The organism is Hymenobacter fodinae, assembly GCF_004745825.1.
GTDB classification, from domain to species: domain Bacteria; phylum Bacteroidota; class Bacteroidia; order Cytophagales; family Hymenobacteraceae; genus Hymenobacter; species Hymenobacter fodinae.
Genome location: NZ_SRLA01000001.1, coordinates 715,334 through 741,442, shown reverse-complemented (window position 1 = coordinate 741,442; position 26,109 = coordinate 715,334). Strand labels below are relative to the sequence as shown.

The window sequence follows — 26,109 nt, the reverse complement described above, 5'->3', positions numbered from 1 at the left end:
AAGACAAACCGCAAGTGGCCTAGAACTTCTCCCGGCCGCGGAGCAAGTCGAAGTACAGGCGGAAGTCGCCCATCAGGGAGAGCCAAGGGTGCTGGAAAGTAGCGGGGCGGTTATGCTCCACGAAGAAGTGGCCAACCCAAGCAAACCCATACGCCGCCACTATTCCAGCTAGCACCAACCAAGGCTGCTGGCGGAACATGGCCAGCCCTACAAACACGAGAAACAGCGTGGTGCCGATGAAATGCAGCACGCGGGTGCCGCGCTGCTGATGGTCGCGCAGGTAGCGCGGGTAGAACTCGGCGAAGGTGGGAGAAGTAGGTGAAGAGGCCATACGGAGGTGGGGTAGGTTTCTTGAAAGTACGCTAACTTTTCCACCTTATCAGCCCGCCTCTTCCCTTTCTCATGGAACAACTTCCCGATGTGGCTACCCTCATAGCCATATACAACCGCATTAACATCTACGGCCGCACAAATGGCATGGAGCTGCTGCTGAAAGCGCCCGGCGAGGTGCAATATACCATGACGGTGCGCCCGGAGCACCTCTCCTCCCCCGGCACCTGCCACGGCGGGGTGCTGGCCGGGCTCATGGACTCGGCGCTGGGGGCGGCGGCCTTGTCCTTGGCTTTCACGGCCGGGGAGCTGGTTTCCACGGTAGAGTTTAAAATCAACTACCTCTATCCCGTGCACCTGCACGACCACCTAGTGGCCTACGGGCAAGTGGAGCACAGCGGCAAGACCCTCGTGGTTAGCAGCGCCACCATCACCTGCCCCGCCCGTGACAACTTGGTAGTAGCCCGCGGCTTGGGCACCTTCAACCGTTATCCCGCCTCCAAGCGCGAGTTCCACGACCTGCTTTTCCCACGTGAAGTGGTGTAATTAAGTGATGAGGTAAGAAGTAAAGAAGTAATTGGGTGATGACGTGCCTTTTTACTCAACTCTTTTCCTTTTGACGGTTCGATTCTTCACTCTTTACTTCATCACCTCATCTCTTCATCACCCACCATACAACACAAAAACGCCGGGCGGCCCGTGTTGCAAGCGGGTGCCCGGCGTTTATGCAGGATGCCGAACCTGAGGTATTAGAGCGAATTATAAACGGTCGGGAGAGTCAATCGACTCGTGTTCGGCTTCGTCGCCGTACTCGTCGCCTTCTTCCATTTCCGGAGCGGGAACTTTGCGCACCTGGCGGGCACAATCTTCATCGCGGTGGTTGCGGCCTACGGTGAATTCCACCCAGTCGCCCTCACGCAGATCGTTGAAGTCGCCTTCGGCCATATCAGCATAGCTGAAGAACAGGTTGTTTGGGGGCATTACCACAAAGCCGAACCCGTTTTTCAGGTTCTTGATGGTGCTGATGCCAACCGTACCCACAGGACCAGCGGCCGTAGGGCCAGTGGGGCGCACGGGCTTTACGGCCGGGAAAGCTACAGGCTCGGGCGTATTCACAAACAGCGTCTCGATCAGCTCGTCGCCGGAGCTCAGGCCCTGGTCGATGATGTCGTGCATCTGGGTGGGGTAAGTTACGTGCTCCAGCAGCTGCTGCGAAGCGCGGGTTACGCGGTTCTCGCCTTTAAAGTCAACGTACTTGAAGTCCCAGTTCAGTAGCATCACGCGGGTACCCACGGTGTTGAGCTTCTTGATCAAGGGCACATAGTCAGAGTCGCCGGCGATGAGCACAATCACGTCGAAGCTCTTGTGCATGGCCAGTTCTAGGGCTTCCAAAGCCAGCCACACATCAATGCCTTTTTCCTGCAAACGACCGTCGCGCGTTTTCAGGGGCATGTAGTGGGTGGTGATGCCCAGGTTCATCAGGATATCGTCGAGCAGCCGGTCGTGGAACAGGCGGTCTTTGTCGCGGGCTTCGGTAGCAGATAGGCGGCCGCGGAAGAAGTGAGAATCGGTGATTTGCGCCAAGCGCACATCTACATCTTCTTCTTCAGCTACTTGATGCCGGATAAATTCGTGGAGGCCTTCCAGGCTAATACGGGCCTTACGCTCATGCTGGAAGTAGTAGTAATCACTGATCTTAAGGAAATAATTGCCGTCATAGAAGACGCCTATCCTAATCAGAGGGCTATTCATCTGGTTCATACAAGAAACGGTTTGTGCGCAAAAAGGTGTGGGGTAAATAAGAGCAGGGGAGCGGTTCGGCGGGTCCTGCACCGGGCAGCGACCCGGTCAAAGATACATCTAGAGGTTTTCACAATTGACCACTTACTCACGTTATTCGTGTATATACTTCTATGCATGACTATGATACACGGAGGCAGCAGCGCTACGCCTTCGAAAGGTAGAGCGCCCAACGATGAGAAAACTATGAAGACAGTGGAGTGGCGTGTGAGGCATAAGGTATAACGCTATAGCTATCTATATAAGAACCAGATCCTGCTAAGTCGAGCAAGATACAATATTAAACAACATATATTTTCCAACCTATAAACGAAGTACAATCACACTATGTTTTGTCCAGTAGGAATAAACAAGTGCCGTAATTCGTAGGCCAGTCGGTGGCTAAAAGTAGAGGGGTTCCTGAACTGTAACTCTGAACTGGCCCTATATAGCGGGCATTACACTATGATCTTGCAAAGATACCAAGAACTATCAGTTCATGAGGTCATTACCTTTCAAGATGACATATTCCTATACAAAACCTCCTTATTCCTAGACCAACCCTACTCTTCCTCATTCTTTCTTGGAGAAGGGGTCTACTCAAGCAGATAGTTCCCGCTAGGGGCCTAATTTAGATGGAGAGCGTGCTACATATTAACGCCAGCACTACCCCAGCGTACCCCAGGCAAATAGCAACTTCCAGCATATTGCCGCTTTTAGAGCCCGTCCGGATCAACGGAATCTTTAGGGTAAAATCGGTGAGAGGCATGAGCCATTTCACGCCGGCCTTGGTGAGCGTATCGGCCAGCAAGTGCGACACGTAGCCTCCGCCCGCAAACAAGGCCACCCCATGCCAGCCTAGGCTACGGTCGGCGAGGTGACCGATGTAGGTCCAGAGGGCGGTGGCCCAGAGGGTATGCGTCCAGGAGCGGTGGGAGGTGAAAGGAGCCACTGACACGAATAGGCCGAGCATGCTCAGCCACACAAACTCGGTATAGAGGCCGGCTACTACGGTACTGAGGCCCGTAAAAAGCAGGGCCAGCTTACGAGTGGAATCGCCCTGCATGGCCGCCCCGATGAGGCCAAACGCCAGCGCCGCCGTGAAGCCCATGCGCCGGTCGGGGCCGGGGGGCAGCTGGAAATGAGTGTAGAGGGCCAGGCCAGCGGCCACGGCCACAAAGGCCCAGCGCACATACTGCTGGGTGAAGCCCAGGCGCTTGCTCAGGCGGGAGCCGGGGTGGTCGAGGTCGGGGGCCAGGGAGGAAAAGCCGGCCAGGGCAATGCCAGCCGGCGAAACCGGAATGCCGGGTACTAAGTACGCCACGGCTACGCCGGTAATCAGGCCAATGGCCAGGTGAGAAGAACCGCGCACGAAGTAGAAGCTGCTGTGAAGAGGAAGCAGCGAAGATAGAGCGCAGACCGTTTTGCCTGCCTACCTAATTTCACTATTTATTTTTCAGTAGTGCTTAAAACGGCATTTACCTGGCTTCCTAGGCCACTACCCATAGCCACATATATAATTTGTCTAATAAACACACTACTCCGCTACAGTTGCTGTGAGTGGCCTAGTGCCGCTGGTTAAGTGAAGTGGGCATGGCCGTTGCTCGGCAGCGTAGCGGGGCCGAATGCAACCACCACCCAACAGGAGCGTTTTTGCGTTATCAGTGTATTCACTTCTCACTATCAGCTTATTACCATGAGAAAGCAGCTCCTATTTGCCGCCACCACATTATTACTAGGCCTAGCGGCTCACGCTCAAACTACGCCCGCCCCTGCCAAGAAAACGACTCCGGCCGCCCGGTCGAGTAAACCGGCTACGAAGCCGGCGAGGAAAGCTCCTACCTCGGCGGGCACGTCTACCATAAAGGATACGGCCAAGTTCAACCGCAAATTTCAGCGCTCTAGCCAGCCTTCTACTATGCCCATCCGCACGCCTGTGCGGGAGTAGTGCTAAGTAGTAATGATGTTTGAATAGTCTACTACAGCACGTCATCCTGAGTGCAGCGAAGGATCTTCTCACCCGCGGACGACTGGCCTAGGGCCTTGTGCTGCCGTGAGAAGATCCTTCGCTGCACTCAGGATGACGTGCTTTTGTGACGTTCAAGGCTAGTTTGATTACTACTCAACGTCAGCACGCGAGATGTCTCGACAAGCTCGACATGACGGACGGGTGAGAGGAAGGAGTTAGCTCTGCGGAGCTGGCTTAGGCTATGAAGAAGGGCGTCATGCTGAGCTTGCCGAAGCATCTCTACCGCTTCATTGCTGATGTTTTACATCAATTGATCAGTCAGCGGTAGAAATGCTTCGGCAAGCTCAGCATGACGGTTAGGTGGTACCATTATTCCCTATCGTTCTAGGCCAGGTCAACCACCCCTAGCCCCTCCTTGGCTAAGGAGGGGAGTTGTTATTCTATTCCTCTACCAATTATTCCTCTACCAGTTGCCGGAGCTGCCTTTTAGGCCGCCTTGCATGTCGTTCATCTGGCTTTCCAGCATGGCTAGGCCCCGGCGGAAGGCTTCAGCGGCTTCGGCCTTTTCCTCTTCGGGCAGGGGGCCTTGCTCCTGCACCTGCTGGCGCACTTGCCGCAACTGATTCAGGATGGCATCCCACTCTTCCGCCCCTTGCTCGTTCTGCTTGTCACTCATATACTTATGCCCGCTGGGGCGACTTCGCTGCCGTGAAGTGGGAAGATACGAGCCCGCCGCGGAAAAGTGTCGGAAACTTTCAGGGGCTGGCGGCGGTATTGAAGAACGCGTCTTTGCAAGCGCCCATATTACCCTGTGCCCGACCGGATTTCCATCCGGCCGGGCTTCTACCTTTGCTCCTCTCCTAGCCGAACCTCGTTTTGAAAGTCTCCGATTTCCTTCGTCTCTACCGCCTCGATTCTGATGTACAAATCTTGTCGGCCCGCTTGCACGGGGCGGCGAAACCGGCTGCCGACTCCGGTACCGAGCTACGCCTGCGCCTGCGGGGCTTAGTGGGTAGCCAGGATGCCGTAGTGGCCGCGGCGGTAGCGCATGGGGCGTTGTCGCACTTATTTATCTTGCACGACAAGGAGGAGGCCGGCTACTTTATGGCCGACTTGCAGAACCTGCTCCCCGATGGGCCGGAGGTGTTGCTGTTCCCGAGCTCCTACAAGCACCCTTACAAGTTCGATGAGACGGAAAACGCCAACGTGCTGATGCGGGCCGAGGTGCTCAACCGCCTCAACACCGCCCGCCGCGACGCCGCAGCGGCGGCCGAGGCGCCCGCTTCGCCGCTGGCCGTGCTGGGCTCAGGGGAAGTGACGGAGACGCCGGAGGCTACCCCGCGGCAGGTGCCCGGCATTACGGGTGCGCTCATCGTAACCTATCCGGAGGCGCTGTTTGAGAAGGTAATCAACAAGAAAAGCCTGGTGGCCAATACCTTCGTGGTAAAGACCGGCGACAAGCTCGATGTGAACTTCATCAGTGATATGCTGGCGGAGTACGACTTCGAGCGGACGGACTTTGTGTATGAGCCAGGACAGTTTGCGGTGCGCGGCGGCATTGTGGACATCTTCAGCTACGCCAACGAGCTGCCCTACCGCATTGAGCTGTTCGGGGATGAGGTGGAAACCATCCGGACGTTTGACCCCGAGAGCCAGCTCTCGGTGGAGAAGCGCCAGCAGGTGAGCATCATCCCGAACGTGCAGACCAAGCTGCTCCAGGAAACCCGCGAGGCCTTCCTCGACTTCATTCCGAAGAACACCTGCATCTGGGCCAAAGACCTGCGCCAGACCCTGGACGTGGTAGATGAATCCTTCGACCGGGCCGAGGCCAACTTCAAGGAGCTGCTGGAAGTAGCGGGCGGCACGCAGGTGGTGAGCAAGCCCGCCGACTTGTTTGAATCGGGGAAGAGCTTTAAGAAGCTGCTGGAGGGCTTTGCGGTGGTGGAGTTTGGCAAGCGGTTTTACTTCAAGACCGGCGAGGAGTTCCAGTTCAGCAGCAAGCCCCAGCCCAGCTTCAACAAGGACTTCAACCGCATCGTCAAGAACCTGCACGAAAACCAGCAGAAGGGCTACACCAATATTATTGCCGCCGAGCAGGTCCGCCAGGCCGACCGGCTGCGTACCATCTTCGACGAGCTGGACAACAACGTGCAGTTTCAGCACATGCTGCTAGGCCTGCGCGAGGGCTTCATTGACGAAAATCTGAAGCTGGTAGTGTACACCGACCACCAGCTGTTTGAGCGCTTCTATCGGGCCCAGGAAACTCGCAAGTTCTCCAAGAAAAAGGCCCTGACTCTGAAGGAGCTGCGCACCCTGGTACCCGGCGACTACGTGGTGCATCAGGACTACGGCATTGCGCGCTTCGCGGGCCTCACGCAGGTGGAAATCAACGACCGGCTGCAGGAGGCCATCCGGCTGGTGTACCGCGACGACGACGTGCTGACGGTGAGCATCCACGCCCTGCACAAGATTGCCAAGTACTCGGGGGCCGAGGGCACGCCGCCTACCATGAGCAAGCTGGGCTCGCCGGAGTGGGAAAACAAGAAGAAGTCGGTTAAGAAGAAGGTGAAGGACATTGCGGCCGAGCTGATTCGGCTGTACGCCAAGCGCAAAACCGCGCCCGGCCACGCCTTCGCCCACGACTCGTTTATGCAGGCCGAGCTGGAATCCAGCTTCATCTACGAGGACACGCCCGATCAGGCCAAGGCCACCGAGGACGTGAAGCGCGACATGGAGGTGCCCCACCCTATGGACCGCCTGGTGTGCGGCGACGTGGGTTTCGGCAAGACGGAAGTAGCCATTCGGGCGGCGTTTAAGGCCGTGGCCGATGGCAAGCAGGTGGCCGTGCTGGTGCCCACTACCATTCTGGCCATGCAGCACTACAAAACGTTCCGGGAGCGGCTCAGCAACCTGCCCGTGACGGTGGAGTACGTGAACCGCTTTAAGACTACCAAGCAGATCAAGGAAACCCTGGGCCGCGTGGCCGAGGGCAAAACCGACATCCTCATTGGCACACACCGCCTCACCAACAAGGACGTGCAGTTCAAGGACCTAGGCCTGTTGGTGATTGACGAGGAGCAGAAGTTCGGGGTAAAAACCAAGGACAAGCTCAAGGAAATTAAGGTGAACGTGGATACGCTCACTCTCTCGGCCACGCCCATTCCGCGCACCCTGCACTTCTCGCTGATGGGCGCCCGCGACCTGAGCGTAATTGCCACGCCCCCACCCAACCGCCAGCCGGTGCAAACCGAGCTGCACGTGTTTGACGAAACGCTGGTGCGCGACACCGTGGCCCGCGAGCTGAAGCGCGGCGGGCAAGTGTTTTATGTGCACAACCGCGTGAAGGACATTGAGGAGCAGGCCAACATGATTCTGCGCCTGGTGCCCGATGCCCGCGTGACCTACGTGCACGGCCAAATGGACGGCGACCTGCTGGAAAAGCGCATGATGAAGTTTGTGGACGGCGACTACGACGTGCTGGTGGCAACCACCCTCATTGAGAGTGGCCTGGATATTCCAAACGCCAACACCATCATCATCAACCGGGCCCACATGCACGGCCTCAGTGACCTGCACCAGATGCGCGGGCGCGTGGGCCGCTCCAACAAGAAGGCCTACTGCTACCTGCTCACGCCCCCGGTGGCCGGCCTGCCCTCTGATGCCCGCAAGCGCCTGAGCACCCTGGAGGAATTCTCGGACCTGGGTGCGGGCTTCAACGTGGCCATGCGCGACCTCGACATTCGAGGGGCGGGCAACCTGTTGGGCGGCGAGCAGTCGGGCTTTATCAACGACTTAGGCTTTGAGACCTACCACCAGATTCTGGATGAGGCGGTGACGGAGCTGAAGGAAACCGAGTTCCGCGACCTGTTCCTCGGCGACCCTACCCAGCGCCTGCAGGAAGCGGCCGGCACCGGAGCCCCCAAGGAGTGCAACATTGAGACCGACTTGCAGGTGCTGATACCCGACCGCTACGTGGCCAACGTATCGGAGCGGTTGCAGCTGTATAGCAAGCTGGATAGGGCCAAGAACGCCGAGGAGCTGCGCAAGGTGCTCAACGGCATGGTGGACCGCTTCGGACCGCTGCCCGCCGAGGTGGAGCAGCTAGCCGACATTGTGCGCCTCCGCTGGCAGGCCTGCGACGCCGGCTTCGAGAAGCTGACGCTGAAAAAGAACCTGCTGAAGGGCTTCATTCCGGCCACCAACAACGAGCGGTACTTTCAGGGCCCCACCTTCGGCAACATCCTCAGCTACGTGCAAACCCACCCCCGCTCGGCCTCCATGAAGGAGCGCAAGGAGCAGCTCATCATCAGCATCGAGGACGTGAAAAACGTCCAAGCCGCCCAACGAATTCTGAGTGAGTTGGGGAGTGAGGAAAAGGTAGGCGTATAGGAATGTAATGCCAGGCTTGAATAGGCGGTATTTCCTCGGAAATACCGCCTATTTTTTGTCTTGCCTATAGATCTATTCGATTACTAATGTTGCCAAAACAATGGACTCAGTAAACATCATACATACGAAAGGAGAAGTGACTATACATGACCTGGAAGACAACACTATAAGCTTTCTTTAGCCCATCAATCACATAACCCTAGTTTATTAATTATGAACTACGAACTACCTAACGAGCTCATTCCAGTATTCGAAAAGCACTATCAAACTGCTCTTGAATTACTAGATGCCGTGATAATACTTGATGGAAGAAGTTCTTCTAAACCCAATTTTTGGAACCGGTTTAAAGGCCGCAAGTCTATTCGCCACTTTCAAAAATGTCTGACTCTTCTTCCCCACCATTGGCCTGCTCGCTGGGGAATGGGAAAAGCTTACCAAGGCTTGGGAGACCATATTAACGCATTGGCTTGCTTTGCTGAAGCCTACCGTCTATATCCTCACAATGCCGATGTTGTTCGTGAGGCTTCAATTGCGGCTATGGAAGCCGGTAAGCCGGAAGATGCTGTTATGTATTCGGCCGCTGCATTGGCGCTTTCTCCTACCGACGCAGGTCTCTTGTGCAACCATGCAATCAATCTTCTGGTAGCAGGTCGCGACCAAGACGCCGTTAAATTTATCGAGCAAGCAATGACTTTAGCACCCAAGGATGTGATCAACCAGAATGCCCAACGGCTAATTCAAAATGTAGTTAGCGGGAAAGCCAAGCGGCCAACATGTTATGACCTTTCTAACCGCTGAGCAGCGCCTGCAGCGTTAGTGGAAGTGATGTATTGAGCTTGTTAGCTTTCGTATGCCGACATCTTCATAACAGTATATCCGCAGCATACATTGCGCTGCCAAGGTACACTTAGCAACTATCTATTCCTTTCTATCGACACTATACATCTACCAATCACATGGCTTTCCGCCTGAAACGAATTAACTGGCGCTTGTTAGTGCTGCACTTGTTGAGTGTGCCATTATTAGTACTAGGGTCGCGGCCGCTTTTCTTCATACGACATGTAAAGTTTGTTCGCTTACTCCTGCTTTACGGAGACGAATTCTGGCGCCATCTTGACCTGAAGACTACTACTGACAGTGCATTAGGCAGTTTAATATTGGAGCTTCAGCTTTTAGAACCATTTGCTTTCTTTTTTGCCATTCTGATAGCCTGCTTGCTGCTAGGACTAGTGGTATGGCATCGAAAGGAAAGCCTATTACTCCCCATCTTACTTTTCCTCGGTGGCGTACTGCTCAACTGGACTGGGTTCTACAATACGTCTTTCGTCCTTGCCTTCCGTAGATTTCTAACCGGAGATATTATGTCAGCTAATATTCACTACAGACTGGCTATATCGGGCACCTTACTAATCATAGTGGGCATGCTTCCATTGCTATTTACGTGGCGCAAATCTGACGAAAGAGCAGAGTCGGAGCCGCATCTAACCTTTTAGTAAGGCAGCGCCTAATCTGTGCGAAGTTCTATTCACAGCAGCGGGAATTGCCACCTAGCTGGGGCATAGCTTTTAGCCTTCTGGCTACGAAGGTGGCCTAGAGGCTAGTGGCTACCACTCGGCTTTCAGCACCGACATAATGAGTTTATCGTGGAACTGGCCGTTGCGCAGGCACGCTTCGCGCAGGCGGCCTTCCAGCTGGAAGCCGGCCTTCGTGTAGGCGTTTACCCCGCCTACGTTGGGCTCCGAGACGGTGAGCATGATGCGGTTGAGGTGGAGCTCGGTGAAGCCCAGGGCCAGCGCTTGCTTCGTGACTTCGGTGCCCACGCCCCGGCCCCAGTGGGCTTTCTCCCCGATGAAGAGGAAGTACTCGCCCGAGTGGTTGAGCCGGGAAATGCCGGAGATGCCCGCGTAGTCTAGCAACTCCTGGGTATCGGTGGTGAAGATGCCCCGGTTGAGGCTGCTGTCGTCGTGGAGGGTGCGGGCAAACCAGGCGTCTATCTGGGCCGGCGTGGTCATGGTCTGGAACGCCGACAGGGAATACTCAATGACTTCGGGGTCGGCAATCCAGCGGTAGAAGTGCGTTACGTGTTCGGGTTGCAGGTGGCCTAGCGTAATCATGAGGGCAGTTTTGAGCGAAGGTAACGGCACGGCCGGCGCTTCTCGGGGCGAGGGTGGGCAGTGCCGCGGGCGAGGTGGCCTAGTTGGCTGGGCACTACTGCCCTACCCGAAACCAGCCCGAATATTCTGGGTCCGCGGCCGGGGTACTTCCCCCACCGGTGGGCATTCTGGTTTCGATGCTGGACTGGATGCGGGCCGTGGTGTACAGCTCGGGGCAGGGGTGCCTATTGAGGGAAACGCGCAGCAAACAGGGTAGCTGAAGTGGCCTAGCGCTACCGGCGTAGTTATCTTATCGGCCGTATTTCAACTACCATGAACCTGCTGACTGTAAAACTCCTGATTGCCTTTACTGGCGTGGCCCTCACGGTAGGGGGCTGGTTTTTTGATGCTATCAAGAAGCCCTACACCCACCTGTTCAACCCCCACTGGCTACCTCACGCCCGTTACCACAGCGCCCTGTGGCTGTTTGCCATTACGCTGGCCTGCGGGGCGTCGCTAGGCCTGTTATGGGGGCATTACCCCGGCCAAGACACCGGGCTGGCCATTTGGATGGCGGCTTTTCTGCCGGGTTTGTTCTACCTCTCGTTTTTCCCTTCCCTGCTGTTTCGCAACACCTCCTCCTGGGATGATGGCGAAACTCCGTTTATGCCCATTGCCCCGCAGCTGGTAGTTGCCACCGTTATGCTGCTGGTGCTGGGCGGCGCACTCTGGCTGGATATGCACCTGCGCGTGGGCGCCTGAACCTTGCTGAGGCAGGAAACACCCCGCGCCTAGGCACCCCGTACCAGCCTATTTTGTTGGCGCTAGGCCACTCACTCCCGCACATCTTCTACGATAGTGGGTAGTGGGTGGCCTAGCCTTCTTTTACAAACACCGTTAAGGCATTTCACGCTGGTCAACTAACTAAATTTCAGCATTTTCAGCCCCTGGCAATCCGCGCGCGAAGCCAGTTCGTAGCTTTTTTTCATCACGGATTTATCTCACCTAAACTCCTAAAAATGAAAAACAAGTTCTACTTCGGTCAGCTCCTGGCTGCGGCTGGCCTCTTTTGCGCGCTGGTTGGTTGCGAAAAGGCAACAGATGACGCTATAGCCCCGGCAGGCAGCAATATGGGCATTGGTGAGGTAAAGAAGGCGGAGCTGCCGTTTCGCTTTTACGCCCTGGCAGTGGGCAACCAGCTGGATGCGTTTGATGGCGCCAGCCCCGACCGGGTGGTGAATTCCGTGACCATTACGGGCCTGCAGAGCGGCGAAACCATCTTGGCCATCGACTTTCGGCCGGCAACGGGCCAGCTCTACGGGTTGGGCAGCAGCAGCCGGCTCTACGTGATTAACCCGCAAACCGGCGCCGCCCGCGCCATTGGCACCCAAGCCTTCACGCCGGCGCTGACGGGCTCCATAGCGGGCTTCGACTTCAATCCCACCGTCGACCGCATTCGGGTGGTGACGGATGCCGGGCAGAACCTGCGCCTCAACCCCGAAACCGGCACCGTGGCGGCCGTAGATGGTACCATAAACGGGGTAAGCGGGGCCCGCCTCTCGGGGGCGGCGTACACCAATAATGTAGCCGGCGCCACCACCACCACCCTCTATGATATTGACGTAGCCACCCAGAAACTCTACAAGCAGACGCCTCCCAACGATGGCACCCTGGTGGAAGTCGGCGACCTGAAGATTAAGGTAACCGGCAACGGCGGCTTCGACATAGTACCCGGCTCTGACCTAGCCCTAGGCTTGTTTGAAGTCAACAAGAAGCCCACCCTCTTCCAAGTAGACCTGGCCACTGGCTCGGCCCGCACCCTGACCAAGTACGACAAGAACGAGCAATACATTGGCCTGGCCGTGCAGACCCTACCGGTGGCCTACGCCGTGAATGCCGCCAACCAGCTCCTGATCTTCAACCCCACCAGCCCCGGTACTTCCGTTGCCAAACCCATTACTGGCCTAGGCAGCGGCGAAACGATAGTGGGGCTTGACTTCCGGCCCGTGAATGGGCAGCTGTACGCCGTGAGTAGCAACAGCCGCTTGTTTACGCTCAACACTTCTTCGGGCGCGGCCGCGCTGGTAGCTACGCTCAGCATGCCGCTCCAGGGCACATTCTTCGGGGTTGATTTCAACCCGGCCGTAGACCGCATTCGGGTGGTGAGCAACACGGGCCAGAACCTGCGCATCAACCCCCTCGATGGCGTAGCTATCAAGGATGGCAACCTGAACCCCGGCATGCCCGCCGTTACGGGCGCAGCGTACACCAACAATTTTGCGGGTACCACCACTACCACCCTCTTCGATATTGACGTGGCCAGCGACAAGCTGTTCCGGCAGATGCCCCCGAACGATGGTACGCTAGTAGAAGTAGGCCCGCTGGGCGTAAATGCCGAAGCCTCGACGGGCTTTGACATTGGCGGCACCAGCAACGAGGCCTACGCCCTGCTGAACGTGGCAGGCCGCACTGGCCTCTACCGCATCAATACCACCTCAGGTAGCGCCCAGCGCCTCGGCGACTTCACCGGCTCAGCCACCGGGTTTACCATAGGGCTGGGTTTCTGAGACTAGATTTTGGTTATTGCAGCAATCCGCTTCTGGTGCCACAGGGCGCGCCAGGAGCGGATTGTCTTTTTGCTGCTGCTGAGGAAATGCTGTAGCCGAATACCCAGGCGCCGCCAGGCTAGGGAATAGCCCACGAGGCAGCGTATCGGCTGCGCAATGCAGGGCGGGTAGCGGTGGTCAGAAACGTGTGTGAGCTAGAAGGGCCCCGACTTATCGTAGCGTTTGAGGGCGGCGTAAACCAGTGGCCGAAGTAATACGAAGTGGCCTAGCGCCACGTATAAGCTCTGGTCCGGCGAGAAGTTCTTCTGAATAGCCTGGTCAACATAGTGGTTGGTACACGGATAGTGCGTGACGTGAATGCCGTATGATGCGGTTCCAGAACCGTTGGGCCACCCTGTTACGAGTACCTTTTGTGGCGGGCATCCTTCCTGCGGCGGTGCCGAGCGGGTGGCCTAGATGGCTGGGCAGTATGACTTTTCCGTATATCTTGGCTAGCGTTATCTATCCTATTCGTGCATGCCTATTTTACACGCCGAGATTCAAGTAGGAGGCCGACAAGTACCCTTTGTGGCCGGGTCCTTTTCATTCTGGCAACTCACCGACTACGAAGGTCGCCCTAGCACCGACGTGCGCCTGGGCCTGATTGAGCTCACGCTGGTGGGCGAGGCCGCCACCTGGGGCTTCTGGGAAAGCTGGATGCTCGATGCCCACCGCCGCCACAGTGGCCGCCTGATCTTCTACCAGAACGAAGACCAGAAGGCCAAAACCGTCATCTTCTACGATGCCTTCTGCGTGCACTACACCTGCCGCTTTGATGCCCGCGGGCACAACGGGCAGGGCTCCTTCGAGGTAGAGCTCAACCTCTCAGCCGCCGCCAAAGAAGTGCAGGGCCTGTTCTCGGAAGCCCACAGCGTCATCCCCTGGGACGCCGATAAGGACACCCGCTACCGCGCTCTGAGCAAGCCGGCGGAGTATCTACCCTCGGCGGCGTTGGCGGCGAAAGTACTGGGTGGCAGTACTCCCGGCGATGGTTCGGCTGGTGGCGGGGCGGGCAGTAGGCCAGTACCGGTGTTGTTAGCCATTGCCAGGGCAGTAAATCCCCTCAATGGGCTGCAAAACTGCACCCACATTACGGAGGCAGTGGTGGCCCGACTGCGTGGCACCGACCCAGAGGCCGTTGCGCCTGATTTGCCGGCCCGTTCCTTGGCAGAACTAGAAGCCGCCCACAACACTACTATTGAGTTCGGCAAGAACTTCTACGACATCTTTCATCAAATAGGAGAAGCCGATGAAGGTACTGCCGCCGTTGTGGTTACGCTGCCAAAAGAAGGTGGGATGGGCCACGTAGTAACCATCACGAAACACAACGGCACGGCTACCATTATAGAAGGTCAGGACTGGGGCCCAGGGTTGGCACGAGAAGTCATAACCAGTCCTACCCGAGCCATCAGGCGGTACGGCGACGAAGACGCCGTGCATGTGGGGCTAGGCCTCATTCCACCTCCGCCTACCAGCAGCTTATCCTAAATTCATTCTCTCCTACTTTACCCTGTTTCTCTCCCGTCTATGCTTACCCAAGAACAAGCCCAAGTCATTGCTCTCACCTTCATCACCAACCTAGCGCAGCAAGCAAATCGGCAGTATGTCATTCTGGAAGATAAAATCATCGAGAAGCCATACGCTTGGGTATTTCCGTTCAACACCCGCGAATATGCCGAGACGGGCAATATTCGGGCAATGGTCTTGGGTACTGGTCCAATTGTGGTGAACCGGCAAACCGGCGCGGCTCTCATGGCGCCTCCCATGCCCATTCAGCAATACTTGGCACAGTACGAAGCCGCTCTGTCGCCCAATCCTAATTTATCCGAGGAGTAGGCATGGAAAACCTGGGCTCGCTCAACATCTTACGTATTCCCTTAGCCAACCTCTGGGACGTGCCAGCTGTCCGGCAAAAGATGGAGACCGATGCTGCTGAGTTTGCTCAGTGGCACCAGCAATGGTATTGCAGCTACTCCGATAAAGCCCGGGCAGATATGCGCACGCAGCTGGGGTGGGCATTGGAAAACCCCACTTATAACTTTCAGCAGCTGCTACCTAGAGTGACTACCTCCAACGAGGACATTCTCTTCTACTTCACCTACCTGCTACAGCTTATTGAGCAAGGCGAGTGCCCCAATGAAAGCGCGCAGCAGTAGCAGGGGTGTAACGGCTCTCATGCTACGCTAGGCCTCAGCCAGCTTAACGCTACTTCAGCATCTTGGCGTCGTAGGCCACTTGCCCACCGATGATGGTGAGGATACTGGTTGTGGCGGGCAAGGCGGGGGGCGGCACCGAGAAGATATCCTGGGAAAGCACCACCACGTCGGCTAACTGGCCTACGGTGAGGCGGCCCTTGTCGCGCTCGGCAAATTCGGCGAAGGCCGAGCCGTAAGTATAGGCCTGTACTGCCTGCTCGCGGGTGAGGGCCTCGGGCGGGTTGCTGGGGGCTAGGCTGGCGAGCATGATATTCAGGAACGGATTCATGGGCCCGTCGGAGCCAATGGCCAGGGGCACGCCGGCCATGAGCAAGGAACGCATGGGCTGCAGGCCTGTGCCCCAGCGCTGCCGAAACAAGGCCGGCTCGCCGAAATGGGTGGGGTTTTGCACTATCACCACGCCCAGCGCTTTGGCTCGGGGCAGCAGGTCGGCCACTACGCCGTCGCCGTGCTCAATGCGCATGCGCCGGGCGGGCCAGCTAGCGGCGGGGCCATTCCGTTCCAGGGCCTGCAGCACCACTTCAGCGCTCCGGTCGCCGGCGCAATGCACCAGGAGTTGCTGCTTCAGGTCGAGGGACTCCTGCACCATGCGCGCTACCTCGGCCTCAGAGAAGTTGAGCTTACCACGCCAGTCGGGCCGGTCGTGGTAGGGCTGGCGCAGGGCCGCGCCCCGCTCGTAGGGGGTCCCATCGAGCACCCACTTCATGCCGCTGGCGTGCACGCGGGCGTTGGGGGCCGCAGGCGGCGGGAGTTGGCGCACCTCCGACAGGTCGCGTTGCTGGGGTGTGGTGGGCGAAAACGGAATGGCTCGCACCCGGATGGGCAGTTGGGCCTGGCCTAGCAGGCGCACAAACCGTGCAAACGGCATAAAGGAAAACAGCTGCACCGAGGTAATGCCAAACCGCACCGCCTCCGCCGACATCTGCCGCAGCTCCCGGAGCACCGTCGAGTCGGGGGCCTGGGTGGTGAGCAGGCGGCTGGGGGCCCATTGCGCGTACTCCCAAAAGCGGCCGTTGAGCTGCCCGGCACTGGTACGCTCAAAGTAGCCGCCCAGCGGGTCGGGCTGCTGCTCCTGGATACCAAGCTTGGCCAGGCCCAGAGAGTTGGCCACGTAGCCATGCCCGTAGTAAGCGCGCAGCAGCACCGGGTGGCGGGGAGCCAGCGCATCGAGGGCGGCGCGGTTTACCTGCTCATTGCCAATAACGGTGGCCCCTACCGAGCCAAATACCCACCCGCCCGCGGGGGCCTGCTGCACGGCGGCCTGTAGCGCCTGCTGGGTTTCCTCCCAGGTAGGCTCCCGGCTTTTAAACACCAGGTTGACGGCAGCGGGGCCCGGACTGAAATGGTTGTGGGCATCGTTGAAGCCCGGCGTGACGGTGCGCCCCTGCAAGTCGAGGCGGCGCGTGCGTGGCCCCGCCAGCTTGCTGACTTCCTCGGTAGTACCCACGGCCACAATCCGCTCGCCCCGGATGGCGAGGGCCTGGGCTGCGGGGTGGGCAGCATCGGCGGTAAACACCCGGCCATTCAGCAATACCATATCGGCGGGTTGCTGGCCCAGGGCCGCCGGCGTGAACAGTCCCCAACCACAGAGCGCCAACAGAATCTTCTTCATACCTACCCGTGCTAGCTGCCCCACCAAATATGAGGCAGATTGAATATACCTAAAAAGCAGGTAACTCTCTCACAAGCAGCACGAATAGACTTAGCCCAACCCGTAGGCCACCGGCACGCGAAGCTGGAGTTAGGGCGTTGCCCGGATGAGCACGGCCACCGGCGTAGAGCCCGATAGCAGGGTAAGCTGGTTGTCGGCGCTGAGCTGGTAGGTGAGGCCAGGAGTGTTGAGCATGGTCATGACCTGCTGCTCTACGTTGGGGCCTACGCAAGCCATGCGGGTAGAGGCCACCTGGTTAAACGTGAGCGTGTTGCCAGTGGCCGTGTAGCTCCCCATGAGGCGGTTGCAGCTAGTGGAACCCGATAGGCGGCCGGTGGCCGAGTCGAAGATCAGGTGGGCGGCCCGCTCGGGTTCCCCGGCAGGCACAGCGGCCCCGTTGAGGGTGGTTATCTGCCAGCGGCCATTGAGTTGGGTGGGGTCGGCGGCTACGGTGGTCATGGCAACGGCAGGAGGTACGGTACCCGTGGCTTCAGTGGCTTTCTGGCTGCAGCTACCCAGGGTCAACCCCAGGCTCAGCAGCACCGACGGAAATACAAATAAACGATTCATACGCGGAAGGGAATAGAGAGAAGAACAAATACGCCCGGTGCCCTAAGGTGTGGCCTAGCGGCGACAAGGCAAATTGCGGGCCGCTATCTTTAGAAAAGGCGCCACTAGGCCAGTACCTCAGGGCGCTAGCTCAACTATTCTGCTATACTCATTCGCCGCCAGCATGTTCCGCTCTCTCTACTCCGACTCTATCACTCTGCACCTCATCAACGACGATAATCTGGCCGAGGTATACGCCTTGTTTCAGGGCTTTCCCGATTCGCGGGAGATGCTGGAGGAGCTGTTTCGCAACTATTTGCCTCGGTACGAGCAGGGCCGGCGCACCAATTTCGGCTTCTACTCCCTACTCAACGGTGAGCTGGCCGGGATGACCCTCCTGACTGTGGATAGCTGGGAAGAGCGAGCCGGCTCTACCGGCGCCGACGGTTCCGGCACATGCGCGGGCGGGGCGTAACGCCGCGCAGCAAGCCCCACTTATTTTACCTGGCGTTTGAGCTGCTGGGCCTCAACCGGGTAGCCACGGGCTGCAGAGTTTCCGACCTCTCTTCTAAACGCTCCATTGAGAAAACGCGGGGCTTTCAGTTTGAAGGCCTCATGCGGGAATCGGGGCTGAACGACGCGGGGGAGTTTGAGGACGAATTGCTCTACGCCATTCTGCGCCGCGACTGGCTTCAGCTCTATGATAAACAGCACGTGACGGTAGTGGAATAGAGGTATTGGCTAGGCCGCTACCACCGCTACGCTTACTAAACCGCAGCAGCCCACCTACATCGAGGGTATTCGCGGCTACCCCACCCTGGGCTTCTATTTCAACGATAAAACCTTTTCCACGCCCTTACTGGAGCGCCGGGGCAGCATCAACGGCTTCAACTCTGTGCTGCTCACCGACCCAACCTTCGAGAACGTAATCATTCTACTCACGAACACCGATACCGGCGACCTGGAACTCATCGGCGACAAGATTTACCGTGCGCTTCAATAGCATATACCACAGTACGGGAGGAAAGTGTTGCCCACTAAACAAGCAACCCGTTCTATAATGAGGCACTTACCAGAGAGTGTTTCGGCTCGCTGTTACAGCTGTAAATAGGTATAGATTAGATTACTTTATCGTGATGTGCTTGTATTCGTCGGGGGCTATACTTTTCTTCAGGAGGATTTGCACCTATTCCTCTGAGTTTGTCGCCTATGCGTATCCGGTCCGTGTGGGGCTCCTTAGCCCGCGGGTGGTACTACTGCCGTAAGTAGTAGCTGCTTGCCTGCGCCTTACCAAAACGCTCCGCCGGCCGCGGGGGTGGGGCGGCTGTCACTCTCCAGTTTCGAAGGTGCGATGAGTACCAGCCTCGCCCCTGGCCTTGCTGCATGGCTGTTAGCCACGCGATGTGTGAGCTTTTCAACAAAGTTACTTTGAGCTTTTTAACAAAGTAGCCCCCTCATTTCGGCCAGACCTTTGTCAGGAACTTAAAGCTCACTGACATGAACAACGTATGGTTTATTACCGGCAGCTCGCGGGGCCTGGGCCGCAGCTTAACCGAAGCAGTATTAGCTAACGGCGACCAAGTAGCTGCCACCGCCCGCCACCCCGAGCAGCTCGCCGACTTAGTGGCTCAGTACGGCTCTCTGATTTTGCCCCTGGCCCTGGACGTAACCAACTCCGCACAGATTACCGAGGCCGTAGCCGCAGCTGTAGGCCACTTCGGCTGCCTCGATGTGGTAGTAAACAATGCCGGATTCGGGATTACGGGCGCCGCCGAGGCCTACACCGAGGAGCAGGTGCGCAGCCAACTCGAAACCAACCTGTATGCACCCATTGCCATTACGCGGGCCGTGCTGCCTACCCTACGCAAGCAGCGCAACGGCCACATTCTGCAAATCAGCTCCATTGGCGGCCGGATTGGCAACGCGGGCATCTCTATTTACCAAGCGGCCAAGTTTGGTCTGAGCGGCTTTACGGAGGCCCTGGCTAAAGAAGTAGCTCCGCTGGGTATCAAGGTAACCTCAGTAGAGCCCGGCGGCTTCCGGACCGACTGGGCTGGCCCATCCATGACTTTTGCGCCCACTATTGAGGACTACACTGCCGTGAACCAACGGGCCGACTACTTTGCCAGCGGGGCGTTTGAGCCCATGGGCGACCCTGCTAAGGCCGCGCAGGTAATGATTGATCTGATAGGCCACCCCGCGCCACCCGTGCACCTGGTATTGGGCAGCGAGGCCGTAGCCTTCCTGGAAAAAGCCGACGCCGACCGCAAGGCGGAGTTTGAGCAGTGGCGGCCCGTGAGCGTCTCCACTGACCACGACGAAGCCGGCAATTTCCTGGATACGCCCATGGGCAAGCAGTATCTTGCCAATAAGGTTGAGCATAAGGCCTAGGCCAGGTAGACCGCCCCGCAGCAGGTATGCTCCTCCGCTCCGTTGAAGCCTAGCCAAGCGTGCCCCTGACCGACGTTACCTTTCGCCGGCACATGCACTCTACCTTGGGGCTTGGCCCAACGGAGCGGAAGACGGCCCGGGGTCCTGCATCTGGCTCACCCCCTGGCTCGGTTGGCCTGTTACACCCACTCTATACTACCTGGTTATGCTACCTGCTCCTTCCGAAACTTCTGCGCGGCCTGCCATCCTGTATTCCTGCTACTATACCCAGAGCCGGTCAGGGGAGCAGTTTGTGGCCGAGCATGCCCTGAGCTTTCAGTTGGCCGGCACGCTCACCACCTACGATGGTAACACGGAGCACGTATTCCGGCCCGGCGACCTGCGGCTGGTGAAGCGTAACCACCTCGTCAAGTTCACCAAGCAGCCCCCGGAAAACGGGGAGTTCAAGTCGCTCTCGGTTACCCTGGATCAGGAAACCCTGCGCCGATTCAGCCTGGAGCACGGCTACCATACCGAGAAGCCTCATGACAGCGGCCTTGCCGTGCTGGAGCTGCCCATGAACCCCCTCTACCAAAGTTACCTGGCCTCGTTACAGCCCTACGAGCACCTTAGTGAGCCCGGCAACGAGAGCTTGCTGGCCCTCAAGCTGCAGGAAGCTATTTTGCTGCTGCTAAAGAGCAACCCCGAGCTGAAAGAGGTGCTGTTTGATTTCTCAGAACCCGGCAAGCTGGATCTGGAGGCGTTTATGACCCGTAACTTTCATTTTAACGTGCAGCTACGCCGGTTTGCTTACCTCACGGGCCGCAGCCTGGCCACCTTTAAGCGCGATTTCGAGAAGATATTTCATCTCTCCCCTAGCCGCTGGCTGCTGCAGCGCCGGCTGCAAGAGGCCTATTACCTGATCAAGGAGAAGGGCAAAGCGCCCTCCGAAGCCTACTTGGAGGTGGGATTCGAAGACCTTTCCCACTTCTCCTTCGCCTTCAAGAAAATGTACGGCGTGGCGCCCTCCCGAATCTAACGCACAGCGGCCCGGTGTAAAGACTAGCATGCCTTTACACCGGGCCGCTGTTGCTTGTTCTATACTGGCCTAGCGGGCGGCAGCGGCACCGGTGCGTTTCAGTTGCTTGCGTTGCCGCTTTTCTTCCTTCATGCGCTGGCGCACCCCGTCGTCTACGCCGCGGCCCGTGGCCATGGGCTGATGCACAGCGCCCGTAGTAGCCGGGGCCGGCGGGGCAGTTTTAATTTGGTAGCGGTGGGCAATGTTGCCCGAAATGCGCTCCGTAAAGTGGGGCAGCACCCGGTGCGAGGTTACGGCTCCGCGGGCCTTCCAGCCTACGGGCAGCTCCTGCCGCGGCCGCACCGACGAGCGCACCATGGCATTTACCACTTTGGAGGGCGGGTCCATGGCGGCCATGCGTGGCGTGCCTCCGCTGTAGTTGGCGGCGTGGCCCCAGAAGGGCGTATCCACGGCCCAAGGCTCAATAGTTACTACCTCAATGTTCTTGTACCCACTCAGGCGTAGCTCTTGGTTGAGGGCCTGGTCGAGGTTTTTGATGGCGCCTTTGGTGGAGGCGTACACGGCGTGGTAGGCCAGGGGCACATGGCTTTCCACCGAGCCCAGGTTCATGAGCACGCCCCGGCCCTGTTCCCGAAACAGCTTAATGGCCACCTGGCTGCCGTACACAATGCCCTTCAGGTTCACATCAATCATGCGCGAGTAATCAGCCAGCGGCATTTCCCAGAAGCGCCCGATACCGCCCACGCCCACATCGTTCACCCACACATCAACGCGGCCGTACTTCTGCATAGCCGCATCGGCTAGGCGCTGCACCTGCTCGGGCTGACTAATGTCGGTGGGCACTACCAGGGCCGTGCCGCCCGCCGCCCTGATTTTATCAGCCACTTCTTCCAGCACCTCGGCGCGGCGGGCCGCCAATACCACGTTGGCTTTCATAGTGCCGAGTTGCTCGGCCATGCCGCGGCCAAATCCGCTGGAAGCGCCAATGATGACGTACGTTTTGCCCTGCACCTTCTTTTGCCCACTAGCTCCTAGCTTGGCGGTGGCGCAGCTCTGCAGTAAGCCTACCAGCAGCAGTAGCAGCCCTAGTGGCCTAGCCATGCTAGTGCAGCGCCAGCACTGACCCCGCCGAGAAGCCGATGGAGTATTTTCAACCAATTGGTGAAGTAGGATAGGTGCCATACAAATTAAGCTCACGGGTGACTACACTTCTTCCCATACGCGCGCCTTACTGGCCTAGATATTGCTCAGCTTGCTCAAAAAGCCCTTTTCTAAGCAGTATGGTCCTGCTACCGGTTCAGTTGGCAACCCTGCTCGTCTGCTCTTAACCGGGTATTTGTGGCCCCAGTGGTTAATCCACTCGTGCAACCATTTTACCGGACCCTCTCTCTATTTTGTACCTGCGCCATTTGTCCTACCCTCCGTTTATGCGCTTAGCTATCCTTACTCTATTTACCCTTGGTTTGCTCGCTGGTTGCCAGCCCGATAATGATACTCCTCCACCGGCCGCGCAGCTCGAAGACACCCGCTGGCTGCTGGTGCAGGTAGAGGAAACTCCTTTAACTGCTGCCAGTTCTTCCGATGCCAACCGGGCTTACTTGCTGCTGGCCAGCGACACGCGTAAAACCGAAGGCCTGGCTTCCTGCAATTCATTTGGTGGTACTTATGCTCTGGGTAGTGCTTCTGGTACACTTACCTTCAGCGAGCAGGCCTCTACCAAAGCCGCTTGCCCCGCGCAACTCCTTGAAATGCGCTACTTGAGCGCGCTCCCTCGCACCTCGCGCTACGAAATCAAAGGGGAGCAACTTCGCCTCTTCGGGCCCGACAACTCCCTGACCCCTAGGCTCGTTTTTGAGCGGGCCCATTAGCCGGTAGGCCTAGGCCAGTGCCGCTCGCCGAAGAGCCAGCATACGTAGGAAAACTGCCATGCCTTCCCCTCCGCCTGATTCTCCTGCGCTACAGCTTCTTCAGCAACTGGCTGCGCATGGTGAGCTGCTGCCCCAGCCGGGCATACAGCGGCGCACCCTTTCCCTGCACGACCATTGGCTCAGTGAGGAAGAAGCGGAGGAAGCTACCCTGAGCTTTGCCACCCTCAGTTCCTTGCAAGATTACCGCTTCTATCTGCGCGAGGAAGAGCGTTTTGTGCATCTGCTGGCCTCACTGTTTCGTGGCAACGAGATACTTTTTGTGCACCCTGCCGATGGCACAGTGCGGCCGTTGGTGAGCTGGGCGGAGTTTATTGCAGTGAGTACAAGTGGCCTACGCGAGCAAACACCCTTTACGCTGTATATCCCGAGTATGCACATGCTACTATGCAGTGCGTACGATTTGAACGTGAGCGTCTACTTCCTAGATGACCGCTCCCCCATTGTTTTTGCGGAGCTGGCTCTGGCCTACGGGCTACATGTGCTGTAGCCCCGCCTATTTTTGCGATACCGCCTAGGGGCACCTGACCAGGCTCAACTGGCCTACCAAAACTACTGGTGGGGCCCGGGCTGGCAAACTAATTGTTCTGCTTAACTTATGTAGTTTCGCTGTTGTTTCTGAGTGTGTTGCTGGTCCGCTGGGAAAGTCTTCGTACGTACCTTGCGACGGCGTAGCGCTCATAACCTCAACCATAAACAACCACTACCGTTCTACTTTCCGTACTTCCCTCTTCTACCTTGGTGTTTAGAGCGCACACCGTCTGAGCACAGCGGTAACCGTTAGTACACAGCACGCCGCATTACAGTACCGCATGAATCACATTGTATATATGAGCCGGGCGGTCAGACCCCTCTCTGACCAAGATTTACAGGAATTGCTGGACCAGTGTCGCCGCGACAATGCCCGGCACAACGTTACGGGCGTGCTATTCTATAGCCACGGCAACATTGCGCAGCTGATTGAAGGTGACCCAAGCATAATTGAGCCACTTTTCGAGCGGATTGCCCGCGACGGCCGGCACTCGCACGTCACGAAGCTGGTAGACAAGCCCATTCCGGGCCGTAGCTTCTCTAACTGGTCAATGGCTTTCCACCCGTTAGAGTCTGAAGGCTTTACGGCGCTAGAGGGTTTCCTGCTGCCCAATCAAGTGCCGCCCACTCCCGAAACGCTCACCATTGCCGACGCCCTACTGGTAGATCTGGTCCGCCAGGCAGTATTTGGGGCCAACACGCCTACCACTCCTTCGCCTAACCTGGCCTAGGCCTCTCGCTTCTACTCACGCCTCCTGCGGCAGCGCTCCTTCCCTGCTTTCCTTTTCATGCACGATCATCAGCTTCAGAGTATCCTTCGGCACATGCCCGCGGGCATTGCTACCCTTCTGGGGCCGGAGCTACGCTACGGGTTTGTGAATGAAGCTATGCAGGCGCTGCTTGGCGGCCACACCCCCACCGGCGAGCCGCTGGCCGAGCACCGCGGTGGCCTAGCGGCCGATTTACTGGAGGTGATGCAGCAGGTGTACTTGTCGGGCCGGCCTTACGTGGCCAAAGCCTACCCCTTTGCTTCCTCGGACCCCGAGCTACCCAACGCCACGGCTACGAAGCGCTATTTCGACCTGGCGCTGGAGCCCTTGCACGACGAAAACGACCAGCCACAAGGCTTGCTGCTGTTTGCCGTGGATGTTACCGGGCAGGAAGAAGCGCGCCAACGGGCCCACGAGCTTTCGCTGGAAACGCGGCGGCTCGATGCCCGCCTGCGGGTGCTCACGGAAACCGCCCCCCAGATTACGTTCACGGTGGATGCGGAAGGGCAGTATGAGTACGTGAGTCCTCAGTGGTACTACTTTACGGGCCAGCCCCCCACCGCCGACCTTAATGCCATTTGGCCGCTGCTTATTCATCCGGATGACCGCCTGCGGGCGCTCTACCATGCCGATGCGGCCCGGGCCGCCGGCGTGGGCTGGAGTTTTGAGTACCGCTTGCGCCGCCACGATGGGCAATACCGCTGGATGCTTAGCCGCGCTCTGCCCGAGCTGCACGCCCCCGATAAACCCGTATTCTGGCACGGAGCCGTAACGGAAGTACACGACCAGCGGGAGCTATCGGAGGTACTGCGCCGTGGCGAAGCCGAGCTGCGTTTCCTGGCCGACAGTATTCCGCAGCTGATCTGGACGGCAACGGCCGAAGGGTTCATTGATTACTACAATCAGCACACCGGCGACTACACCGGACTATCGGCCCAGGAGCTAGGCCCTACTGGTTGGGTGGCCCTACTCGACTCTTCTGAACAAGCCGCCGCCGCCCGCCGCTGGGTGCATTCGGTAGCTTCCGGCGACGATTATGAGGGCCTTTACCGGATGCGCCGCCACGATGGGCAGTACCGGTGGCACATCATTAGGGCGCGGCAGCTGGCCGATTCTCGGGGCCTGCGGTGGTTTGGGGCCTGCACGGATGTGGATGACCAGCACCGCCTGCGCGAAGTACTGCAGACCCAGTACGATGAGCTGGCCCGCACCAACCGCGACTTGGACACCTTTGTGTACACGGCCTCCCACGACCTGAAGCAGCCCTTGTTTAACCTGCGCGGCTTGTTTGAGGAGTTGCGCCGCACTGCTACCTTCCAGGACCCCGAGCAGGAGCAGCTATTGGCAATGGTAGATGAGGCCTTGAGCCAGCTTGATGGCACCCTGCAGGAGCTAGCTGCCACCGTGCAAGACCAGCGGGAGCTAGCCGCCCCCACCGAGAACCTGGATTTGCGAAGCGTGCTAGAGGAAGTACTACTAGGCCTACGCACTCAAGTACAGGAAGTAAAGGCAACTATTGATTTGGAGCTGAGTGCCGCTCCCACCCTAGTGTACGGCCGTGCCAACCTGCGCAGCGTGCTACACAACCTGCTCAGCAATGCCCTTAAGTTTGCCGACCCCAACCGCCCCGCTCACGTGCAGATTATCAGCTCAATCTCGGAGGCCGGGCAGCCCCAGCTTACCGTGCAGGATAATGGAGTGGGCATGGAGCTCCGCCAAGACCCTGCCACGTTCTTCCAACTATTTGAGCGCCAAAACCCGCAAGTGCCTGGAGCTGGCGTGGGTCTCTACCTAGTGCAGCGCATCCTCGACAGCCGGGGCGGCCACCTGGAAGTTACCAGCACCGTAGGCCAGGGTACCACCTTCACCGTTCACTGGTTTGAGTAGCCACC

General features: G+C 58.1%; 26 protein-coding genes. 17 read left to right on the top strand and 9 right to left on the bottom strand.

The window, feature by feature from the left end:
- Positions 1-19 precede the first annotated feature (19 nt).
- Positions 20-331, bottom strand: a complete 312-nt coding sequence (locus EU556_RS03165; RefSeq protein WP_135430938.1) for a DUF962 domain-containing protein — start codon at positions 329-331, stop codon at positions 20-22.
- Positions 332-402: 71 nt separating this feature from the next.
- Between EU556_RS03165 and EU556_RS03160 the strand changes: the two genes are divergently transcribed.
- Entirely contained in the window at positions 403-876 is a 474-nt protein-coding gene (locus EU556_RS03160) for a PaaI family thioesterase (protein WP_135430936.1), read from the top strand.
- Between the two features lie 213 nt (positions 877-1,089).
- Here the strand turns inward: EU556_RS03160 and EU556_RS03155 are convergent, their stop codons facing one another.
- Positions 1,090-2,091 carry an NYN domain-containing protein gene (locus EU556_RS03155; protein WP_135430934.1) on the bottom strand — a complete coding sequence of 334 codons (1,002 nt, stop codon included), beginning with the start codon at positions 2,089-2,091 and terminating at the stop codon, positions 1,090-1,092.
- A gap of 649 nt (positions 2,092-2,740) precedes the next feature.
- A complete protein-coding gene (locus tag EU556_RS03150; RefSeq protein WP_167855430.1) occupies positions 2,741-3,481 on the bottom strand; it encodes a metal-dependent hydrolase in 741 nt (246 codons plus the stop codon).
- A 324-nt stretch (positions 3,482-3,805) separates the two neighbouring features.
- On the opposite strand from EU556_RS03150, the gene EU556_RS03145 reads away from it, so the two are divergent.
- Complete coding sequence (locus tag EU556_RS03145; protein WP_135430931.1) at positions 3,806-4,057, top strand: hypothetical protein; 252 nt, start codon at positions 3,806-3,808, stop codon at positions 4,055-4,057.
- A 484-nt stretch (positions 4,058-4,541) separates the two neighbouring features.
- Here the strand turns inward: EU556_RS03145 and EU556_RS03140 are convergent, their stop codons facing one another.
- Positions 4,542-4,754, bottom strand: a complete 213-nt coding sequence (locus EU556_RS03140; protein ID WP_135430929.1) for a hypothetical protein — start codon at positions 4,752-4,754, stop codon at positions 4,542-4,544.
- Positions 4,755-4,954: 200 nt separating this feature from the next.
- On the opposite strand from EU556_RS03140, the gene mfd reads away from it, so the two are divergent.
- Both mfd and EU556_RS03130 read left to right on the top strand, forming a co-directional pair.
- Positions 4,955-8,467: a transcription-repair coupling factor gene (gene mfd / locus EU556_RS03135; RefSeq protein ID WP_135430928.1), complete on the top strand. Its 3,513-nt coding sequence runs from the start codon at positions 4,955-4,957 to the stop codon at positions 8,465-8,467.
- 213 nt (positions 8,468-8,680) lie between these two features.
- A complete protein-coding gene (locus EU556_RS03130; RefSeq protein WP_135430926.1) occupies positions 8,681-9,265 on the top strand; it encodes a hypothetical protein in 585 nt (194 codons plus the stop codon).
- An 806-nt stretch (positions 9,266-10,071) separates the two neighbouring features.
- Here the strand turns inward: EU556_RS03130 and EU556_RS03125 are convergent.
- Positions 10,072-10,611 carry a GNAT family N-acetyltransferase gene (locus EU556_RS03125; RefSeq protein WP_210116215.1) on the bottom strand — a complete coding sequence of 180 codons (540 nt, stop codon included), beginning with the start codon at positions 10,609-10,611 and terminating at the stop codon, positions 10,072-10,074.
- 64 nt (positions 10,612-10,675) lie between these two features.
- Positions 10,676-10,828: a hypothetical protein gene (locus EU556_RS26275; RefSeq protein WP_210116214.1), complete on the bottom strand. Its 153-nt coding sequence runs from the start codon at positions 10,826-10,828 to the stop codon at positions 10,676-10,678.
- Between the two features lie 65 nt (positions 10,829-10,893).
- Between EU556_RS26275 and EU556_RS03120 the strand changes: the two genes are divergently transcribed.
- From EU556_RS03120 to EU556_RS03100, 5 genes are all read left to right on the top strand, one after another.
- Entirely contained in the window at positions 10,894-11,322 is a 429-nt protein-coding gene (locus EU556_RS03120) for a hypothetical protein (RefSeq protein ID WP_135430925.1), read from the top strand.
- Between the two features lie 257 nt (positions 11,323-11,579).
- The gene (locus EU556_RS03115) at positions 11,580-13,127 is read left to right on the top strand and encodes a DUF4394 domain-containing protein (RefSeq protein WP_245327386.1); all 1,548 of its coding nucleotides are present in this window, start codon (positions 11,580-11,582) and stop codon (positions 13,125-13,127) included.
- 516 nt (positions 13,128-13,643) lie between these two features.
- Entirely contained in the window at positions 13,644-14,654 is a 1,011-nt protein-coding gene (gene tssD / locus EU556_RS03110) for a type VI secretion system tube protein TssD (protein WP_135430923.1), read from the top strand.
- A 39-nt stretch (positions 14,655-14,693) separates the two neighbouring features.
- Positions 14,694-15,002, top strand: coding sequence for a YrhB domain-containing protein (locus EU556_RS03105; protein WP_135430922.1), 309 nt, complete (start codon positions 14,694-14,696; stop codon positions 15,000-15,002).
- A gap of 2 nt (positions 15,003-15,004) precedes the next feature.
- Positions 15,005-15,322, top strand: coding sequence for a hypothetical protein (locus EU556_RS03100; protein ID WP_135430920.1), 318 nt, complete (start codon positions 15,005-15,007; stop codon positions 15,320-15,322).
- A 49-nt stretch (positions 15,323-15,371) separates the two neighbouring features.
- Here EU556_RS03100 and EU556_RS03095 read toward each other — a convergent pair whose 3' ends face one another.
- Positions 15,372-16,994, bottom strand: a complete 1,623-nt coding sequence (locus EU556_RS03095) for an amidohydrolase (protein WP_135430918.1) — start codon at positions 16,992-16,994, stop codon at positions 15,372-15,374.
- 129 nt (positions 16,995-17,123) lie between these two features.
- On the bottom strand, positions 17,124-17,603 hold the full coding sequence (locus EU556_RS03090) for an META domain-containing protein (protein WP_135430916.1): 480 nt from the start codon (positions 17,601-17,603) through the stop codon (positions 17,124-17,126).
- A 163-nt stretch (positions 17,604-17,766) separates the two neighbouring features.
- Here EU556_RS03090 and EU556_RS26415 point away from each other — a divergent pair, with 163 nt between their 5' ends.
- The 4 genes from EU556_RS26415 to EU556_RS03075 all read left to right on the top strand — a co-directional run bounded on the left by EU556_RS26415 (position 17,767) and on the right by EU556_RS03075 (position 20,991).
- Positions 17,767-18,057, top strand: coding sequence for a hypothetical protein (locus tag EU556_RS26415; RefSeq protein ID WP_245327384.1), 291 nt, complete (start codon positions 17,767-17,769; stop codon positions 18,055-18,057).
- On the top strand, positions 18,039-18,314 hold the full coding sequence (locus EU556_RS26410) for a GNAT family N-acetyltransferase (RefSeq protein WP_245327382.1): 276 nt from the start codon (positions 18,039-18,041) through the stop codon (positions 18,312-18,314). Before EU556_RS26415 ends, EU556_RS26410 begins: the two co-directional genes overlap by 19 nt.
- A 765-nt stretch (positions 18,315-19,079) precedes the next feature.
- Entirely contained in the window at positions 19,080-19,973 is an 894-nt protein-coding gene (locus EU556_RS03080) for an oxidoreductase (protein ID WP_135430914.1), read from the top strand.
- A gap of 205 nt (positions 19,974-20,178) precedes the next feature.
- Positions 20,179-20,991, top strand: a complete 813-nt coding sequence (locus EU556_RS03075) for a helix-turn-helix domain-containing protein (RefSeq protein WP_135430912.1) — start codon at positions 20,179-20,181, stop codon at positions 20,989-20,991.
- 69 nt (positions 20,992-21,060) lie between these two features.
- Here the strand turns inward: EU556_RS03075 and EU556_RS03070 are convergent, their stop codons facing one another.
- A complete protein-coding gene (locus tag EU556_RS03070) occupies positions 21,061-22,173 on the bottom strand; it encodes an SDR family NAD(P)-dependent oxidoreductase (protein WP_245327381.1) in 1,113 nt (370 codons plus the stop codon).
- Positions 22,174-22,418: 245 nt separating this feature from the next.
- On the opposite strand from EU556_RS03070, the gene EU556_RS03065 reads away from it, so the two are divergent.
- From EU556_RS03065 to EU556_RS03050, 4 genes are all read left to right on the top strand, one after another.
- Entirely contained in the window at positions 22,419-22,859 is a 441-nt protein-coding gene (locus tag EU556_RS03065) for an META domain-containing protein (RefSeq protein WP_135430910.1), read from the top strand.
- Positions 22,860-22,917: 58 nt separating this feature from the next.
- Entirely contained in the window at positions 22,918-23,406 is a 489-nt protein-coding gene (locus tag EU556_RS03060) for a hypothetical protein (RefSeq protein ID WP_135430909.1), read from the top strand.
- A gap of 322 nt (positions 23,407-23,728) precedes the next feature.
- Positions 23,729-24,178, top strand: coding sequence for a BLUF domain-containing protein (locus EU556_RS03055; RefSeq protein WP_135430907.1), 450 nt, complete (start codon positions 23,729-23,731; stop codon positions 24,176-24,178).
- Between the two features lie 57 nt (positions 24,179-24,235).
- Positions 24,236-26,104 carry a PAS domain-containing sensor histidine kinase gene (locus EU556_RS03050; RefSeq protein WP_135430905.1) on the top strand — a complete coding sequence of 623 codons (1,869 nt, stop codon included), beginning with the start codon at positions 24,236-24,238 and terminating at the stop codon, positions 26,102-26,104.
- The last annotated feature ends 5 nt before the right edge of the window (positions 26,105-26,109 follow it).

Bases quoted from the DNA above. Each gene is read 5' to 3' on its own strand.
- EU556_RS03065 (WP_135430910.1), top strand. From the start codon at position 22,419: ATGCGCTTAGCTATCCTTACTCTATTTACCCTTGGTTTGCTCGCTGGT.
- EU556_RS03165 (WP_135430938.1), bottom strand. From the start codon at position 331: ATGGCCTCTTCACCTACTTCTCCCACCTTCGCCGAGTTCTACCCGCGC.
- EU556_RS03080 (WP_135430914.1), top strand. From the start codon at position 19,080: ATGAACAACGTATGGTTTATTACCGGCAGCTCGCGGGGCCTGGGCCGC.
- EU556_RS03140 (WP_135430929.1), bottom strand. From the start codon at position 4,754: ATGAGTGACAAGCAGAACGAGCAAGGGGCGGAAGAGTGGGATGCCATC.
- EU556_RS03095 (WP_135430918.1), bottom strand. From the start codon at position 16,994: ATGAAGAAGATTCTGTTGGCGCTCTGTGGTTGGGGACTGTTCACGCCG.
- EU556_RS03055 (WP_135430907.1), top strand. From the start codon at position 23,729: ATGAATCACATTGTATATATGAGCCGGGCGGTCAGACCCCTCTCTGAC.
- EU556_RS03060 (WP_135430909.1), top strand. From the start codon at position 22,918: ATGCCTTCCCCTCCGCCTGATTCTCCTGCGCTACAGCTTCTTCAGCAA.
- EU556_RS03145 (WP_135430931.1), top strand. From the start codon at position 3,806: ATGAGAAAGCAGCTCCTATTTGCCGCCACCACATTATTACTAGGCCTA.
- EU556_RS03090 (WP_135430916.1), bottom strand. From the start codon at position 17,603: ATGAATCGTTTATTTGTATTTCCGTCGGTGCTGCTGAGCCTGGGGTTG.
- EU556_RS03100 (WP_135430920.1), top strand. From the start codon at position 15,005: ATGGAAAACCTGGGCTCGCTCAACATCTTACGTATTCCCTTAGCCAAC.
- EU556_RS26410 (WP_245327382.1), top strand. From the start codon at position 18,039: ATGCGCGGGCGGGGCGTAACGCCGCGCAGCAAGCCCCACTTATTTTAC.
- EU556_RS03120 (WP_135430925.1), top strand. From the start codon at position 10,894: ATGAACCTGCTGACTGTAAAACTCCTGATTGCCTTTACTGGCGTGGCC.
- EU556_RS03050 (WP_135430905.1), top strand. From the start codon at position 24,236: ATGCACGATCATCAGCTTCAGAGTATCCTTCGGCACATGCCCGCGGGC.
- EU556_RS03075 (WP_135430912.1), top strand. From the start codon at position 20,179: ATGCTACCTGCTCCTTCCGAAACTTCTGCGCGGCCTGCCATCCTGTAT.
- EU556_RS26415 (WP_245327384.1), top strand. From the start codon at position 17,767: ATGTTCCGCTCTCTCTACTCCGACTCTATCACTCTGCACCTCATCAAC.
- EU556_RS03115 (WP_245327386.1), top strand. From the start codon at position 11,580: ATGAAAAACAAGTTCTACTTCGGTCAGCTCCTGGCTGCGGCTGGCCTC.
- EU556_RS03105 (WP_135430922.1), top strand. From the start codon at position 14,694: ATGCTTACCCAAGAACAAGCCCAAGTCATTGCTCTCACCTTCATCACC.
- EU556_RS03160 (WP_135430936.1), top strand. From the start codon at position 403: ATGGAACAACTTCCCGATGTGGCTACCCTCATAGCCATATACAACCGC.
- EU556_RS03130 (WP_135430926.1), top strand. From the start codon at position 8,681: ATGAACTACGAACTACCTAACGAGCTCATTCCAGTATTCGAAAAGCAC.
- EU556_RS03155 (WP_135430934.1), bottom strand. From the start codon at position 2,091: ATGAACCAGATGAATAGCCCTCTGATTAGGATAGGCGTCTTCTATGAC.
- tssD (WP_135430923.1), top strand. From the start codon at position 13,644: ATGCCTATTTTACACGCCGAGATTCAAGTAGGAGGCCGACAAGTACCC.
- EU556_RS03070 (WP_245327381.1), bottom strand. From the start codon at position 22,173: ATGGCACCTATCCTACTTCACCAATTGGTTGAAAATACTCCATCGGCT.